Below are 16,218 nucleotides of genomic sequence, written 5' to 3' on the forward strand. Positions count from 1 at the left end.
TGGGTGCATGCCTGAAGTGACCGACAATCAAGCTCTTTGACTTTCGGTTGGCAGCGGCTTTATGGCGATTCAATGGTTTCCTGGACACATGCACCTCACGCGCAAGGCGATTGGGGAACGCATCAAAGACATCGACGTTGTCATCGAAATGCTCGACGCCCGCTTGCCCGGCTCCAGCGCCAACCCGATGCTGGCCGAGCTGATTCAAGGCAAACCGGGCCTGAAAATCCTGAGTAAGCAAGACTTGGCCGACCCGGTTCAAACCACTGCCTGGTTGAGCCACTACAACGCCTTGCCTGATGTGCGGGCCTTGGGCTTGGACACCAGCATGGTCTCGCCCACGAAGGCCTTGATTGAGGCTTGCCAACTGTTGGCACCCAACCGGGGCGGCATGGTCAAACCGATGCGCGTGCTAATTTGTGGCATCCCCAACGTCGGCAAATCCACTTTGATCAACACCCTCAAAGGCAAACGCGCCGCCAAAACGGGCGACGAAGCGGGTGTGACCAAACTGGAGCAGCGCATCACGCTGGCCGATGATTTTTATTTGTACGACACGCCCGGCGTTCTGTGGCCACGCATCATCGTCGAGCAAAGCGGTTTCAACTTGGCTGCCAGTGGTGCCATCGGCGTGAACGCGTTTGACGAAGAAGTTGTGGCGCTGGAGTTGCTGAACTACCTGATCCCTAACTACCCGCAAGCGCTGGAAACTCGCTACAAAATCAAAGACGTGGCCAGCCACACCGACGAAACCATGCTTGAAGCCATTGCCCGCCAACGCGGCGCGATCCAAAGCGGTGGGCGTGTGAACACGACCAAGGCGGCAGAGCTGGTGATCCACGACTTCCGCTCTGCCGCACTGGGCCGCATCACGCTGGAAACGCCCGAAGAATTTGCACACTGGTTGGCTGAAGGCAAAAAAGCCGACGCTGAACGCACTCAGCGCAAAGAAGGCTCGAAAAAAGCCAAAAAGCAGGCCCGCGAATGAACCCCGGCCAAAACCTGCCCACGCACCGCACCACGCCGGACAAAGAGGCCATCGCCCTCCTCCCCCCATTCGAGAGGCTCGGACTGGACCGCATCACTTTGGTCACGACCGGCACGCAAGCCAGTCGAGCCTATGAGCAACTCGTGGTCGCAACAGCTTGGGGTTTTGACACCGAATCCAAACCGACCTTCAAGGTGGGCGAACAGTCTGACGGCCCCCACATCCTGCAACTGTCCACGCCTGAGCGGGCTTGGGTCTTTCAGTTGCACGAGCCCGAATGCCGCGCCGTGGCCGCAGATTTGCTGGCCTTGAAAGGGATCGCCAAAGCCGGTTTTGGGCTGGGCGACGACCGCAAACGCATCGTCCACAAACTGGGCGTAGAGCCGCAAGGCATCTTGGAACTCAACACGGTCTTCCACCAACGCGGCTACCGCAAAGACATGGGCGTCAAAGGCGCCGTGGCCGTGCTGTTCAACCAGCGTTTCATGAAATCCAAAAAAGCTGCCACCAGCAACTGGGCCAATGCGCGACTGACCGAATCGCAGCTCGTTTATGCGGCCAACGACGCGTATGCGGCGATTCGGGTGTGGCAAGCGCTGGGCTTGGCGTGAGGCCGTGGCGTGTCTTTGAACCCTAAAATCTCCGCCAATTCACGCGCAGTGTTCGCGCTTGGCCTCTTCATTGATCCACCCCATGCTTGACCCTATCGGCCACAGCGCCGCCCCACTGTCACCCTATGCCAGCTCGGTGCTGGCATTTGCCAACCGCCACTGGCGCGTGCGTCGGCCCAAACCCTTTGTGCTGGTGATCGAAGGCGAAGTGGGCCAAGACAGCGCGGCCCCCAGCGACTACCTGCACGAACAACTGCTCTTGCCCGAATGGCGCGAGGCCTTTTACCAATTGGTCGATGCCACCGGCTTGGTGGTGTGCCTGAACGTGCACACCCAACACCCGAGCTACCGCGATGTGCGCGGGCGCTCCAGCAAAGGCCGCCTCAGCCAAGGCGAGTACTACCACCATGACGGCTGCACTGGCCCGGTGAAACCGCGATTCGTTGAAATCCGCTGCCCCATTCAACCCCAAACACGCGGCGTGGCCACCGCCGTGGCACCGCACCGCGATGTGGTCAAAGCCATGGTGCAAGTGCTGCCCGCCGAATTGGCAGCCAGTGCCGCCTTGGCAGGTCAACGCATGAGCACCGCAGACCTGGCCCAGATGGACGATGCCGCGCTCGACCAATTGCAGGGCCTCATCACGCGCACCGTGCGCAAAAAGCTCAACGCCGAAGGCGCTCGCAGCTACTTCCGCCAAGTGGACGCCGCCGCCAACGCCTACTTTGAACCCTGGGCCTTGGGTGAAAGCCGCTTCATTGCCAACGCCAACAGTGGCGTGACCATGCAACACCGCCGCGCATACCAAGCCCCACACACGGGCGGCGTGGCCAATGGCCACCTGGTCAAGCGCTGGACGAACGAAGAACTGCTCTTACCCGGCCAAGTGGCAGACCAAGCCCTGATTGCTGCGCTGTGCAGCGAAGAAGGTGATGACGCGGATGGGGAGCGGGCTGAGGGGTGCTACCTTGGGGCGCATTGAGATGTGGTGAATAAGCCGTTTGATCGCCGCATAAATTGAGGTGATTGCCAGACATTCGCAGAATACAAAAAAGCCCGGACAGTTTCCCGTCCGGGCTTCTTCGTTTACAGCGCGAAGCGTTTACTTCTTGCTTGGAGGCAAGTCCGTGCAGCTGCCATGCGCCACCTCCGCCGCCATGCCAATGCTTTCGCCCAGCGTGGGGTGGGGGTGGATGGTTTTGCCGATGTCCACAGCGTCTGCGCCCATCTCAATCGCCAGAGCGATCTCGCCAATCATGTCGCCCGCATGCGTGCCCACCATGCCGCCGCCGAGAATCTTGCCGTGGCCGTGTGCCTCGGGTGAATCGTCAAACAGCAGTTTGGTCACGCCTTCGTCGCGTCCGTTGGCAATGGCGCGGCCAGAAGCTGTCCAAGGGAACAAGCCCTTTTTCACCTTGATGCCTTGCGCTTTGGCTTGGTCTTCGGTCAAGCCCACCCAGGCCACTTCGGGGTCGGTGTAGGCGACGCTTGGGATGACGCGGGCGTTGAAGGCGGCGGAGGCCAGTTCTTTGTTGCCTTGCAGTTCGCCCGCAATCACTTCAGCCGCGACATGAGCTTCGTGCACCGCTTTGTGCGCCAACATGGGCTGGCCCACGATGTCGCCAATGGCGAAGATGTGCGGCACGTTGGTGCGCATTTGAATGTCGACGTTGATGAAGCCGCGGTCGGTCACCGCCACGCCTGCTTTTTCAGCGGCGAGTTTTTTGCCGTTGGGCGTGCGGCCCACGGCTTGCAACACGAGGTCGTACACCTGCGGCGCGGGGGCTGTGCCGCCGGGTTCGGCGCTCTCGAACGTGACTTCAATGCCTTCGGGCAAGGCGCGTGCGGACACGGTCTTGGTTTTGAGCATGATGTTGTCAAAGCGCTTGGCGTTCATCTTTTGCCAGATCTTGACCAAGTCGCGGTCAGCGCCTTGCATGAGGCCGTCCATCATTTCCACCACGTCCAGGCGTGCGCCCAGCGTGCTGTAAACGGTGCCCATTTCCAGGCCGATGATGCCGCCGCCCAAGATGAGCATGCGCTTGGGCACTTCTTTGAGTTCCAAAGCGCCGGTGCTGTCGACCACGCGGGGGTCGTTGGGCATGAAAGGCAAACGCACGGCTTGCGAGCCTGCAGCGATGATGGCCTTCTTGAAGGCGATCACTTTTTTGCTGCCGTTTTGTTCTTGCGCGGTGCCGGTGGTCTCCGACACTTCAAGGTGGTTGGCTCCCACAAATTGGCCCAAGCCGCGCACGGTGGTGACCTTGCGCATTTTGGCCATGGCCGCCAAGCCGCCTGTGAGTTTGCCAATGACTTTTTCTTTGTGACCGCGCAGCTTGTCGATGTTGACCGCTGGGGCACCGAAATCCACGCCGAGGTCAGCCAGGTGGCTGACTTCGTCCATCACCGCCGCGACGTGCAGCAAGGCTTTGGAGGGAATGCAACCCACGTTTAAACACACGCCGCCCAAAGTGGCGTAGCGCTCAACGACGACCACCTTGAGGCCCAGATCGGCCGCGCGGAACGCAGCCGAGTAACCGCCGGGGCCGCCGCCCAACACGAGCACATCGCACTCGATGTCGGCAGAGCCGCCGAAGCTGGATGCCACAGGTGCAAGCACAGCAGTCGCTGCGACAGGAGCAACGGCAGCAGCCGGTGCAGAAGTGGGTGCCGGTGCGGCAGCGGTTGCCGAAACCGAAGCCGCAGCAGCGCCCTCGCCTTCCAGCACCAACACGACCGAGCCTTGCTTGACCTTGTCGCCCAGCTTGACGCGCAGTTCCTTGACCACACCAGCGTGGGAGGACGGGATTTCCATGGAGGCCTTGTCGGACTCCACGGTGAGGAGCGATTGCTCGACCTTGACGGTGTCGCCGGGTTTGACCAGCAACTCGATCACGGCCACTTCGTCGAAGTCGCCAATGTCGGGAACTTGAATATCTATGAATGCCATGTTCTTCTCAATCGGTTGGGGGCCGAGCAAAGCTGCGCTTTGGTCCGCCCCCAAGGTTTAGAGTAATACGCGACGGAAGTCGCTGAGGATTTGACCGAGGAACGCATTGAAGCGTGCCGCCGCAGCGCCGTCGATGACGCGGTGATCCCATGTCAAAGACAAAGGCAGCATCAGGCGCGGCACAAACTGCTTGCCGTCCCACACCGGCTCCATGGTGCTCTTGCACACACCGAGGATGGCCACTTCGGGCGCGTTGATGATGGGCGTGAAGTACTTGCCACCAATGCCGCCGAGGCTGGAGATGGTGAAGGTGGCGCCGGTCATTTCGGCGGGGCCGAGTTTGCCGTCACGGGCTTTCTTGGCCAACTCGCCCATTTCCTGGCTGATTTGCAGCACACCTTTTTTGTCGCAATCACGGATCACGGGCACCATCAAACCATTGGGCGTGTCAGCGGCAAAGCCGATGTGCCAGTAGTTTTTGTAGACCAGCGCATCGCCGTCGAGCGAGCTGTTGAACTCGGGGTATTTCTTGAGCGCGGCCACGCAAGCCTTGATCAAGAACGCCAGCATGGTGACTTTGACGCCCGATTTTTCATTCTCTTTGTTGGTGGAGACGCGGAAGGCTTCCAGATCGGTGATGTCGGCATCGTCGTGGTTGGTGACGGCCGGAATCATGATGGCGTTGCGCAGCAAATTGGCACCGCTGATCTTTTTGATGCGGCCCATCTCTTTGCGCTCGATGGGGCCAAACTTGGCGAAGTCCACTTTGGGCCAGGGGATCAGACCCAACTCGGAGCCACCACCGCCCGAAGCCGCAGGGGCTTTGGCCGCTTGCGCTTTGGTTTGCGTTGCGCCCGACATGATGGCCTTGGTAAAGGCTTGCACGTCGTCCACAGTGATGCGGCCTTTGAGGCCATTGCCTTTGACTTCTTCCAGCGGCACACCCAGTTCACGGGCAAATTTGCGAACCGAAGGCGAGGCGTGAGGCAAGCCCAATGTCGAAGCGCCTGGGGCGTGGGCGGGTGCGGCCACCGCAGCGGCAGCAGACGCCACAGGTGTTGGCACAGCAGCCGGTGCCGACACCGCTGCCACAGGTGCGGCCACAGCAGCAGCAGCCAGCACAGGCGCGGCTGCCGATGCGGTGCCTTCCAGCACAGCCAACAGGTCACCGATGTTGACCTTGTCGCCCACTTTGACCTTCAACTCTTTGAGCACGCCAGCGTGTGAGGAAGGAATTTCCATCGAGGCTTTGTCAGACTCAACCGTGATGAGCGATTGCTCCACCTTGATGGCGTCGCCAGGCTTGACCATGACTTCGATCACGATCACGTCTTTGAAGTCGCCAATGTCAGGCACATGCACTTGCACGGGGCCCGAGGCCGCAGGCGCGGAAACAGTTGCGACTGCAGCCGCCACAGGGGCTGGCGCAGCAGCTGGTGCTGCGGCCACTACGGCAGGGGCAGCAGCCGCACCAGCGGCCTCCACCACCAACACGATCGAGCCTTGTTTGACTTTGTCGCCTAAAGCGACGCGCATTTCTTTGACAACGCCCGCTGTGCTCGATGGGATTTCCATCGAGGCTTTGTCGGATTCGACCGTGATCAGCGATTGCTCGGCTTTCACGGTGTCGCCCACTTTGACCATCAATTCAATGACGGTCACTTCATCGAAATCCCCGATGTCCGGGACTTGTACTTCTACCAATGCCATGTGTGTCTCCCGGATTTATGCGTACAGCGGGTTGATCTTGTCGGTGTTGATGCCGTACTTCTTGATCGCCTCGGCCACTTGCGTGACAGGCACTGCGCCGTCTTCGCTCAGCGCCTTGAGGGCGGCGACCACGATGTAGTGGCGGTTGATCTCGAAGTGCTCGCGCAATTTGCTGCGGAAGTCGGAGCGGCCAAAACCGTCGGTGCCCAGCACTTTGTAGGTGCGGCCTTTCGGGATGAATGGACGGATCTGCTCGGCATAGGCCTTCATGTAGTCGGTCGATGCGACCACGGGGCCATTGTGCTTGGCCAGTTGTTGGCCCACAAATGACACGCGTGGCGTTTCCAGCGGGTGCAACAGGTTGAAACGCTCGGCGTCTTGACCGTCGCGGGTCAGTTCGTTGAAGCTGGGGCAGCTCCACACATCGGCCTGAATGCCCCAGTCGGTGGCCAGCAGGGTTTGCGCCGCAATGGATTCGCGCAGGATGGTGCCCGAGCCCAGCAGTTGCACGCGCTTGTCGCCGGCATCGGAGGTGCCCTTCGGTAGCACGGCACCGGGCTTGCACATGTACATGCCCTTGATGATTTGTTCTTCGGTGCCGGGCGTGAGGCCAGGCATGGCGTAGTTTTCGTTCAGCAAGGTCAGGTAATAGAAGACGTTGTCTTGTTTCTCGACCATGCGCTTCAAACCGTGGTGCAAGATGACACCGACTTCGTGCGCGAAGGTCGGGTCATAAGACACGCAGTTGGGGATGGTGTTGGCCATGATGTGGCTGTGACCGTCTTCGTGCTGCAAGCCTTCGCCGTTGAGCGTGGTGCGGCCCGAGGTGCCGCCGAGCAAGAAGCCACGCGCCTGCATGTCGCCCGCCGCCCAGGCCAGGTCGCCAATGCGCTGGAAGCCGAACATCGAGTAGTACACGTAAAACGGCACCATGATGCGGTTGCTGGTGCTGTAACTGGTGGCCGCCGCGATCCAGCTGGACATGCCGCCCGCTTCGTTGATGCCTTCTTGCAGAATTTGACCCGCTTTGTCTTCCTTGTAGTACATGACCTGGTCTTTGTCGACCGGTGTGTACTGCTGGCCCGCCGGGTTGTAAATACCGATCTGGCGGAACAGGCCTTCCATGCCAAAAGTGCGTGCTTCGTCCACCAAAATCGGCACCACGCGAGGGCCCAAGGCCTGGTCGCGCAGCAACTGGGTCAAAAAGCGCACATAGGCTTGGGTGGTCGAGATTTCACGGCCTTCGGCGGTGGGCTCCATCACGGCTTTAAAGGTTTCCAAAGACGGCACGGTGAAGCTTTCTTCGGCCTTGACGCGGCGCTTGGGCAGGTAGCCACCCAGCGCTTTGCGGCGCTCGTGCAGGTAACGCATTTCGGGGGTGTCGTCTGCCGGTTTGTAAAACGGGATCTTGGACAACTCGCTGTCTGGGATCGGCAAGTTGAAGCGATCGCGCATGTACTTGATGTCTTCGTCGGTCAGCTTTTTGGTCTGGTGGACGGTGTTTTTGCCCTCGCCCGCTTTGCCCATGCCAAAGCCCTTGACGGTCTTGATCAGCAACACGGTGGGTTGGTCTTTGGTGTTCACGGCCTCGTGGTAAGCGGCATAGACCTTTTGGGGGTCGTGGCCACCGCGCTTGAGGTTCCAGATGTCGTCGTCAGACAAGTGAGCCACCATCTCCAGCGTGCGCGGGTCGCGGCCAAAGAAATGCTTGCGCACATAAGCGCCGTCGTTGGCCTTGAAAGCCTGGTAGTCGCCGTCCAGCGTGTCCATCATCAGCTTGCGCAAAGCGCCGTCTTTGTCACGGGCCAGCAAGCTGTCCCATTCGCTGCCCCACAAGAGCTTGATGACGTTCCAGCCAGAGCCGCGGAACTCGCCTTCGAGTTCTTGCACGATCTTGCCGTTGCCGCGCACGGGGCCGTCCAGGCGTTGCAAGTTGCAGTTGACGACAAAAATCAGGTTGTCCAGTTTCTCGCGTGCGGCCAGGCCGATCGCGCCCAAAGATTCGACTTCGTCCATCTCGCCATCACCGCAAAACACCCAGACTTTGCGGTTTTCGGTGTTGGCGATGCCACGGGCGTGCAAATACTTCAAAAAGCGCGCTTGATAGATGGCCATCAAGGGGCCAAGGCCCATCGACACGGTGGGGAACTGCCAGAACTCGGGCATGAGTTTGGGGTGCGGGTAGCTCGACAGGCCTTTGCCATCGACTTCTTGGCGGAAGTTGAGCAACTGCTCTTCGGTCAAGCGGCCTTCAAGGTAGGCGCGGGCATAGACGCCGGGCGACACGTGGCCTTGGATGTAGAGACAGTCACCGCCGTGGTTTTCGCTCTCGGCGTGCCAGAAATGGTTGAAACCGGCACCGAACATGTGGGCCAGTGACGCGAAGGAGCCGATGTGGCCACCCAAGTCGCCGCCGTCTTCGGGGTTGTGGCGGTTGGCCTTGACGACCATGGCCATGGCGTTCCAGCGCATGTAGGCACGCAGGCGCTCTTCGATCTCGATGTTGCCGGGGCAACGGGCTTCTTGGTTAGGTTCGATCGTGTTGACATAGCCTGTGGTGGCTGAAAACGGCATGTCGATGCTGTTTTCGCGGGCATGTTCGAGCAGTTGCTCAATCAAGAAGTGCGCGCGTTCGCCGCCCTCTTTTTCAATCACGGCGGACAGTGCGTCCATCCATTCACGGGTCTCTTGGCTGTCCAGATCCCGCGCCGGCTGTTGAGGTGTTGCCGCTGTCATGCTTGTCTCCTATTGCTGTTGTTTAGAAATGATGCCCGAATTTTCACATATTTTTTCTCGAATTTCAAATCGTGCGTGTTGTTTTTGTATTGTGAAATTTAATCCTTATTTGACACGATTTGCAGAAGCCCCTCAGGGGAATTACGCAAGGGTTGTCACCTAAACTCGCCGCTATGGAATTGAACAAAGCAGCATCCGTCGTGAAGAAAGTCGGGCCATGGGCGTGGTGGCGCACTTGGTGGCATCGCCAGTCACCCAACAAACAAGATCGGTTTGCCAATCTGGCCCCCGTCGCCGCCGTGGTGCTGTTTTTGGCTGCCATCGCCAGCGCCTTCTGGTATTTGCGGGTGGAAGAGATTGAGCGCGAACAAGAAGCCATCAAACGAGATGTCGAGTACGCCCAGCAACGCTTGCGTTTGCGCTTGCTGGAACGGCAAGAGCAGGTCATGCGACTGGCCCGCGATGTGTCCAACAAAGAAATTCGGCCTGATCAGTTTTTGTCTCGGGCCGAAGCACTGGTTCAGCAATACCCCGAAATGATGTCCTTGAGCTGGATCGACGACCGCAGGCGCATCGTCGCCAACCAAACGGTGTCCAGCGTTTCGCCAAGCCAGTACTTGCGTGCGGGTAGCGTGCTCAAAGTGGGTGAAACAGAAAGCCACTTCAGCTTGGCTCGGGATTTGATGCAACCCATTTACGGCCAAATCGATGTCGACGCAGACAAAGACGCGCAAACGGCCGTGCTGCAACTGCACTCGCCTTTGAGCAATGACCAAGGTCGTTTCAGCGGTGTGATTCTGGCTGAATACACCATGGAAGGCCTGCTGCGTTATGGCATTCCTACCGAGGTCTTGGCCAAGTACGCGGTGGCACTGCAAGACAGCAAAGGCCATTTGCTGGCTGGCCAAACCATACCCGGGCGCATTGCGCTTTGGAGCTTGCTGCCCGGCAGCGACAAACCCAACAACGATTACGAGGTGCCGGTCTCGCCTGTCGGCAACGACTTGATCTTGCGTGCGCAAGCATGGCGCACCTCGCAAGGCTTGGTGGGCGGCGGCCTGTTTTGGTTGGTCGGTGTCTTGAGCGTCATGACAGCCTGGATGCTGATTGGCAACTGGCGACACACTCGGCGGCGCATTCAAGCCCAAAAGGCCCTGGTGGCCGAAACGAATTTCCGCCGTGCCATGGAAAACTCCATGTTGACGGGCATGCGAGCCTTGGATCTGCGTGGCCGGATCACCTATGTGAACCCTGCTTTTTGCCAAATGACCGGTTGGAGTGAGTCCGATTTGGTGGGTGCCGTGGCCCCCTTTCCCTATTGGCCTGACCAGGACAGGGAACTGCTGACGAAGCGGCTGGAAGAAGAGATCAGTGGGCAGCATTCAGCGGGCGGATTTCAGGTACGTGTGAAGCGCAAAAACAGCCAGTTGTTTGATGCCCGAATGTACGTGTCCCCGTTGATTGATGCGACAGGCAAGCAAACAGGCTGGATGACGTCGATGACCGACATCACCGAGCCCAACAGGATTCGGGAGCAGTTGGCCAATTCGCATGAGCGGTTCACGATCGTGCTGGAGGCCTTGGACGCCTCGGTTTCGGTGGCCCCTCTGGGCAGCGAAGAACTGCTTTTTGCCAACAAGTTGTACCGGCTCTGGTTTGGGCAAAACACCGTGGGCCACCTTCACTTGGTTCAAAAAGCCGGCACCACCGAAGCCACCACCCGTTCTGACGATGTCGATGACATGGTCGGTCTGCCCACCGAAAGCCTGACGGTGGCCAGTTCCGAAAATGCCGAAATCTTTGTGTCGGAACTCGGCAAATGGCTGGAGGTTCGATCTCGCTACATCAATTGGGCAGATGGCCGACTGGCCCAGATGGTGATTGCCAGCGACATCACGCCCAGACGTCAAGCCGAAGAACTGGCCGCCCAGCAAGCCGAACGCGCCCAAACGGCCAGTCGCCTGATCACCATGGGCGAAATGGCGTCGAGCGTGGCGCACGAACTGAACCAGCCGCTCACGGCCATCAGCAACTATTGCAGCGGCATGATCTCGCGCATCAAGACCCAGCAGGTCAAAGAAGAAGACCTGTTGTGGGCGCTGGACAAAACCGCCCGCCAGGCGCAGCGTGCCGGACAGATCATTTTGCGCATCCGCAGCTTTGTGAAGCGCAGCGAGCCCAATCGGAGCTTGTCGGACGTGTCGGCCATGGTCAGTGAGTCGTTGGAGCTGGCTGAAATTGAAATGCGCAGACGCCACGTGCGCCTGACCCACCATGTGGCCGCTCGATTGCCTCAACTGATGGTTGACCCTATTTTGATCGAACAGGTGTTGATTAATCTGATGAAAAACGCGGCCGAATCCATCGATAACGCCAATCGGCCCACCGGTCAACGGCAGGTCGAATTGCGCATCGTGCCCAAACAGATTGACAACCAGTCGGTGGTGGAGTTTTCAGTCACAGACACGGGACAAGGCCTGCCACCGGAAGACATCGAGCGGGTCTACGAGGCATTTTTCTCGACCAAGGTCGAAGGCATGGGCATTGGCCTCAATTTGTGCCGCAGCATCATCGAATCCCACCAGGGCAGGATCGCTGCCGAGAACCTCTACAATGCCGGCGAGGTGACCGGTTGCCGGTTCTCCTTCTGGATTCCGGTCGAAAGCACTTTGACCAAACAACAACCCACTGGGGTAAATGAATGAGTTTGATTCCGAAAAAAGGCACTGTTTACGTCGTTGACGACGACGAGGCCGTGCGCGATTCACTGCAGTGGTTGCTGGAAGGCAAAGACTACCGGGTGCGTTGTTTTGACAGTGCAGAATCTTTCATCAGCCGCTACGACCCCCGAGAAGTGGCGTGTCTGATCGCTGACATCCGCATGGGCGGCATGACCGGACTGGAGTTGCAAGACCGCCTGATCGAGCGCCGCTCACCTTTGCCCATCGTGTTCATCACCGGGCACGGCGATGTGCCCATGGCGGTGAACACCATGAAAAAAGGCGCGATGGACTTCATCCAGAAGCCCTTCAAAGAAGAAGAGCTGCTGGGCCTGGTTGAGCGCATGCTCGACGAAGCCCGTGACGCTTTTGCGGGCTACCAGCAAGCCGCCAGCCGCGATGCCCTGCTGTCCAAGCTCACAGGCCGCGAAGCCCAAGTGCTGGAGCGCATCGTTGCAGGCCGTCTGAACAAACAGATCGCCGACGATCTGGGCATCAGCATCAAAACAGTCGAAGCGCACCGCGCCAACATCATGGAAAAGCTGAACGCCAACACCGTGGCCGACCTTCTGAAGATTGCCCTGGGGCAAAACGCACCCAAGGCCTGACCGATCGCACTGCACCTGAAACGCCCGCACCCGTCGGGCGTTTTGCATTTTTTACCGACCTTTCGAGTTTTTCAAACATGACTGCCCAAATCATCGACGGCAACGCCCTGTCCAAACAACTGCGCACCGAAGTGGCCGCCCGCGCCCTAGCCCTCAAGGCCAAAGGCGTCACCCCCGGCTTGGCCGTGGTGTTGGTGGGTGACAACCCGGCCAGCCAGGTCTATGTGCGCAACAAGGTCAAGGCCTGCGAAGACAGCGGCCTGCACTCGGTGCTCGAAAAATACGAAGCCGACATGACCGAAGCCGACCTGCTGGCCCGGGTGGAAGCCCTCAACAACGACCCATCCATCCACGGCATCCTGGTGCAGCTGCCACTGCCCGCGCACATCGATGCACAAAAGGTGATCGAGGCCATCAGCCCGGCCAAAGATGTGGACGGTTTTCACATCGCCAGCGCCGGGGCCTTGATGACCGGCATGCCAGGCTTTTGGCCCTGCACGCCGTATGGCTGCATGAAAATGCTGGAAAGCATTGGCTACGATCTGAAAGGTAAGCACGCTGTGGTCATTGGCCGCAGCAACATTGTGGGCAAGCCCATGGCGCTGATGCTCTTGCAAAAGAACGCCACGGTGACCATTTGCCACAGTGGCACCGCCGACCTCAAAGCCATGACGTTGCAAGCCGACGTGATCGTGGCGGCGGTGGGCAAACGCAATGTGCTGACTGGCGACATGGTGAAACCCGGCGCCGTGGTACTGGACGTGGGCATGAACCGCAACGACGAAGGCAAGCTTTGCGGTGACGTTGACTTTGACGGCGTCAAAGACGTTGCCAGCTACATCACGCCCGTGCCCGGCGGCGTGGGCCCGATGACCATCACGATGTTGTTGGTCAACACCCTTGAAGCCGCCGAGCGCGCCCCTAACTGATACAACAAGAAACGAAGATCGGCGCTGCGTCACACCAGACCCCTTGTGCAAGCGCAAATCCACTGTGTAAAAGCAGCGCCACTGTGTGAGAGCAGATCCACGGTGGAAGAGGAGATCCACTGTGTGAGACCCCGCCCATCTTGTCATCCCGGGCTTGACCCGGGATCCATGTCTTCAACATCCTTCGTCCCCATTTGCCCAGTCTCTGGAGAACATCATGACCAACCCCTTGCTCGACACCACTGGCCTGCCCCTGTTTGACCAAATTGCCCCTGAGCATGTGACCCCAGCCCTTGATGTGTTGCTGGCCGATGCCGAGAAAGCCTTGGACACCGTGACAGCCAAAGACTTTCCGGCAGCGTGGAAGTCGATCGCGCAAACGCTGGATGTTGCAACTGAGCGTCTGGGCATGGCTTGGGGTGCTGTAAGCCACCTCAACAGCGTGGCCGACACGCCAGAGCTGCGCGCCGCCTACAACGCAGCCCTGCCCCGTGTGACCGAATTCTGGACACGACTGGGAAGCGACGAGCGCCTGTACGCCAAATACAAAGCCATTGATCCTGCCAGCCTCAATGCTGAACAAAAACAGGCCCAAACCAATGCTTTGCGTGCATTTGTGCTCGGCGGCGCTGAACTGCAAGGCGCAGACAAAGAGCGCTATGCCGCCATTCAGGAGCGTTTGGCTGAAATCACCCAAAAATTCAGTGAAAACACTTTGGACGCGACCGACAGCTTTGCCCTGTACGTGAGCGAAGACCAGCTCAAAGGCGTACCTGCCGATGTGATGCAGGCCACCCGCGACGCTGCCCAAAAAGAAGGCAAAGAAGGCCATCGCTTGTCGCTCAAGATGCCGGTGTACCTGCCCGTGATGCAGTTTGCCGACAGCAGCGCTCTGCGTGAGCAACTCTACAAAGCCCACGTCACCCGCGCCTCGGACCAAGCGTCCGAAGACGCCAAGCACTTTGACAACACCGCCTTGATGCAAGAGATTCTGGCCTTGCGCAAGGAAGAGGCCCGCCTGCTGGGTTTTGACAACTACGCGCAAGTGTCGGTTGTGCCCAAAATGGCCGAGTCGCCCGAAAAAGTCACCGGCTTTTTGCGCGATCTGGCGGTCAAAGCCCGCCCCTTTGCCGAAAAAGACCTGGCCGATCTGCGCGAATTTGCAGCCAATGCCCTCGGCCTCAGCAGCGCGCTCAATGCATGGGACATTCCTTACCTGTCTGAAAAGCTCAAAGAGGCGCGTTACAGCTTCAGCGAGCAAGAGGTCAAGCAATACTTCACGGCACCCAAGGTGCTGGCCGGCTTGTTCAAGATCATCGAAACCCTGTTCGAGGTGAACATCCTCCCCGACCAGGCCCCTGTCTGGCACCCGGCAGTGGCGTTTTACCGCATCGAGCGCGATGGCCAATTGGTGGGCCAGTTCTACCTCGACCCACCGGCCCGCGCAGGCAAACGGGGCGGTGCCTGGATGGACGACGTGCGTGGCCGCTGGCAGCGCCCCGACACGGGCGTGCTGCAAACCCCCGTGGCGCATCTGGTGTGCAACTTCGCCGAAGGCGTGAACGGCCAACCCGCATTGCTGACGCACGACGACGTGATCACCCTCTTCCATGAGTTTGGCCACGGCCTGCACCACATGCTCACGCAAGTGAACGAGCGCGATGTCTCGGGCATCAGCGGCGTCGAGTGGGATGCGGTCGAGTTGCCCAGCCAGTTCATGGAAAACTTTTGCTGGGAATGGTCTGTGCTGCGCCACATGACCTCGCATGTGCAAACGGGTGAGCCTCTGCCGCGCCCCTTGTTTGACAAGATGCTGGCTGCCAAGAATTTTCAGAGCGGTCTGCAAACCCTGCGCCAGATCGAGTTTTCGCTGTTCGACATGCTGGTACACGGCGAGCACGATCCATCGCAAGACTTTATGCCGCTGTTGAACCAGGTGCGCGACGAAGTTGCTGTGATCCGTCCACCCGCCTTCAACCGCATGGTGCATACCTTCAGTCATATTTTTGCGGGTGGCTATGCCGCTGGCTATTACAGCTACAAATGGGCCGAGGTGCTGAGCGCCGACGCCTATGCTGCGTTTGAAGAAACCGCTGCCGCCGATGGCTCGCCCAGCGTGGAAACCGGCCGCCAATACCGCAAAGCCATTCTGGAAGCTGGTGGCAGTCGACCTGCACTGGAATCGTTCAAAGCTTTCCGTGGCCGCGAGCCCAGCCTGGACGCCTTGCTGCGGCACCAGGGCATGGTCGCTGCCTGAGCCTCAACCCCAGCGTTAAACCCAGCGCCTCGCCCTGACGTTTTAGGGCTCAGGCCGGGCCTTCAACGCGCTAAAAGTCAAAAGAAACCATGAGCCAAAATGCACTGAACGTTCTGGGGTCTGCGCTGGTGCCCTGCTCCTATGATCCGTTAACCGGGTATTACCGGGATGGCTGCTGCAATACGGATGACCATGACCAGGGCAGCCATGTGGTGTGCGCAAAAGTCACGCAAGAATTTTTGGATTTTTCGCTGGCTCGGGGCAACGATCTCGTCACCCCACGACCCGAACACCGCTTTGTCGGCTTGGAAGCAGGCGATCGCTGGTGCCTGTGCGCCATGCGGTGGAAAGAAGCCCTGGAAGCTGGCGTTGCACCCCCTGTTGTTCTGGAATGCACACATGAACGGGCACTTTTGTTTGTGACACTGGCGCAGCTGCAGTCACATGCGATCCAGTCTTCCGACAAACCTTAAGCCCAGCAAGCTGCTCAGGCCGACAAAGGTTTGGGCGCCAGCAGCGAGAGTCAAGACGCTGGCAAAAACGCATTGGGGAATGTCACTTCCTAACGATCAGGCGAAAAAAAAGCACCGGGCATTTCTGCCGAGTGCTTGATTTTCCTACCAAATTTGGTAGGCGCGACTAGATTCGAACTAGCGACCCCCACCATGTCAAGGTGGTGCTCTAACCAACTGAGCTACGCGCCTGTTGA

Annotated in this window: 11 protein-coding genes and 1 tRNA gene; 8 read left to right on the top strand and 4 right to left on the bottom strand. The window is 59.1% G+C overall.

All coding sequences use genetic code 11. The features are described from left to right. The first annotated feature begins 61 nt into the window (after window positions 1-61). The 3 genes from ylqF (at window position 62) to ACZ5RG_RS06425 (ending at window position 2,581) form a co-directional block, all read left to right on the top strand. Entirely contained in the window at window positions 62-988 is a 927-nt protein-coding gene (gene ylqF, locus ACZ5RG_RS06415; RefSeq protein ID WP_298596718.1) for a ribosome biogenesis GTPase YlqF, read from the top strand. Further along, window positions 985-1,599 carry a 3'-5' exonuclease gene (locus tag ACZ5RG_RS06420; RefSeq protein WP_464448071.1) on the top strand — a complete coding sequence of 205 codons (615 nt, stop codon included), beginning with the start codon at window positions 985-987 and terminating at the stop codon, window positions 1,597-1,599. Before ylqF ends, ACZ5RG_RS06420 begins: the two co-directional genes overlap by 4 nt. A gap of 82 nt (window positions 1,600-1,681) precedes the next feature. Further along, the gene (locus tag ACZ5RG_RS06425; protein ID WP_464448072.1) at window positions 1,682-2,581 is read left to right on the top strand and encodes a hypothetical protein; all 900 of its coding nucleotides are present in this window, start codon (window positions 1,682-1,684) and stop codon (window positions 2,579-2,581) included. 120 nt (window positions 2,582-2,701) lie between these two features. Here the strand turns inward: ACZ5RG_RS06425 and lpdA are convergent, their stop codons facing one another. The 3 genes from lpdA to aceE are packed head-to-tail and all read right to left on the bottom strand — an operon-like array spanning window position 2,702 to window position 8,995. After that, window positions 2,702-4,549 (bottom strand): dihydrolipoyl dehydrogenase, encoded by a 1,848-nt coding sequence (gene lpdA, locus ACZ5RG_RS06430; protein WP_464448073.1) that lies wholly within the window; start codon window positions 4,547-4,549, stop codon window positions 2,702-2,704. Window positions 4,550-4,606: 57 nt separating this feature from the next. After that, a complete protein-coding gene (gene aceF, locus ACZ5RG_RS06435; RefSeq protein ID WP_464448074.1) occupies window positions 4,607-6,259 on the bottom strand; it encodes a dihydrolipoyllysine-residue acetyltransferase in 1,653 nt (550 codons plus the stop codon). 15 nt (window positions 6,260-6,274) lie between these two features. After that, window positions 6,275-8,995: a pyruvate dehydrogenase (acetyl-transferring), homodimeric type gene (gene aceE, locus ACZ5RG_RS06440; RefSeq protein ID WP_464448075.1), complete on the bottom strand. Its 2,721-nt coding sequence runs from the start codon at window positions 8,993-8,995 to the stop codon at window positions 6,275-6,277. Window positions 8,996-9,168: 173 nt separating this feature from the next. Here aceE and ACZ5RG_RS06445 point away from each other — a divergent pair, with 173 nt between their 5' ends. The 5 genes from ACZ5RG_RS06445 (at window position 9,169) to ACZ5RG_RS06465 (ending at window position 15,982) form a co-directional block, all read left to right on the top strand. After that, a complete protein-coding gene (locus ACZ5RG_RS06445; protein ID WP_298600328.1) occupies window positions 9,169-11,700 on the top strand; it encodes a PAS domain-containing sensor histidine kinase in 2,532 nt (843 codons plus the stop codon). Continuing rightward, window positions 11,697-12,323: a response regulator transcription factor gene (locus tag ACZ5RG_RS06450; RefSeq protein WP_019428964.1), complete on the top strand. Its 627-nt coding sequence runs from the start codon at window positions 11,697-11,699 to the stop codon at window positions 12,321-12,323. Before ACZ5RG_RS06445 ends, ACZ5RG_RS06450 begins: the two co-directional genes overlap by 4 nt. Window positions 12,324-12,400: 77 nt before the next feature. Further along, window positions 12,401-13,252: a bifunctional methylenetetrahydrofolate dehydrogenase/methenyltetrahydrofolate cyclohydrolase FolD gene (gene folD / locus ACZ5RG_RS06455; RefSeq protein ID WP_312260614.1), complete on the top strand. Its 852-nt coding sequence runs from the start codon at window positions 12,401-12,403 to the stop codon at window positions 13,250-13,252. 217 nt (window positions 13,253-13,469) lie between these two features. Next, window positions 13,470-15,509: a M3 family metallopeptidase gene (locus tag ACZ5RG_RS06460; protein WP_464448076.1), complete on the top strand. Its 2,040-nt coding sequence runs from the start codon at window positions 13,470-13,472 to the stop codon at window positions 15,507-15,509. Window positions 15,510-15,598: 89 nt separating this feature from the next. Further along, the gene (locus ACZ5RG_RS06465; protein WP_312260612.1) at window positions 15,599-15,982 is read left to right on the top strand and encodes a DUF2237 family protein; all 384 of its coding nucleotides are present in this window, start codon (window positions 15,599-15,601) and stop codon (window positions 15,980-15,982) included. Window positions 15,983-16,136: 154 nt separating this feature from the next. Here ACZ5RG_RS06465 and ACZ5RG_RS06470 read toward each other — a convergent pair. Next, window positions 16,137-16,213, bottom strand: a tRNA-Val gene (locus tag ACZ5RG_RS06470). Window positions 16,214-16,218: the final 5 nt, after the last annotated feature.

The sequence above is a fragment of the Limnohabitans sp. TEGF005 genome, from assembly GCF_055394835.1.

Excerpts from the sequence above, each read along its gene's own strand:
- ylqF (WP_298596718.1), top strand. The coding sequence starts at position 62 with ATGGCGATTCAATGGTTTCCTGGACACATGCACCTCACGCGCAAGGCG.
- ACZ5RG_RS06420 (WP_464448071.1), top strand. The coding sequence starts at position 985 with ATGAACCCCGGCCAAAACCTGCCCACGCACCGCACCACGCCGGACAAA.
- ACZ5RG_RS06425 (WP_464448072.1), top strand. The coding sequence starts at position 1,682 with ATGCTTGACCCTATCGGCCACAGCGCCGCCCCACTGTCACCCTATGCC.
- lpdA (WP_464448073.1), bottom strand. The coding sequence starts at position 4,549 with ATGGCATTCATAGATATTCAAGTTCCCGACATTGGCGACTTCGACGAA.
- aceF (WP_464448074.1), bottom strand. The coding sequence starts at position 6,259 with ATGGCATTGGTAGAAGTACAAGTCCCGGACATCGGGGATTTCGATGAA.
- aceE (WP_464448075.1), bottom strand. The coding sequence starts at position 8,995 with ATGACAGCGGCAACACCTCAACAGCCGGCGCGGGATCTGGACAGCCAA.
- ACZ5RG_RS06445 (WP_298600328.1), top strand. The coding sequence starts at position 9,169 with ATGGAATTGAACAAAGCAGCATCCGTCGTGAAGAAAGTCGGGCCATGG.
- ACZ5RG_RS06450 (WP_019428964.1), top strand. The coding sequence starts at position 11,697 with ATGAGTTTGATTCCGAAAAAAGGCACTGTTTACGTCGTTGACGACGAC.
- folD (WP_312260614.1), top strand. The coding sequence starts at position 12,401 with ATGACTGCCCAAATCATCGACGGCAACGCCCTGTCCAAACAACTGCGC.
- ACZ5RG_RS06460 (WP_464448076.1), top strand. The coding sequence starts at position 13,470 with ATGACCAACCCCTTGCTCGACACCACTGGCCTGCCCCTGTTTGACCAA.
- ACZ5RG_RS06465 (WP_312260612.1), top strand. The coding sequence starts at position 15,599 with ATGAGCCAAAATGCACTGAACGTTCTGGGGTCTGCGCTGGTGCCCTGC.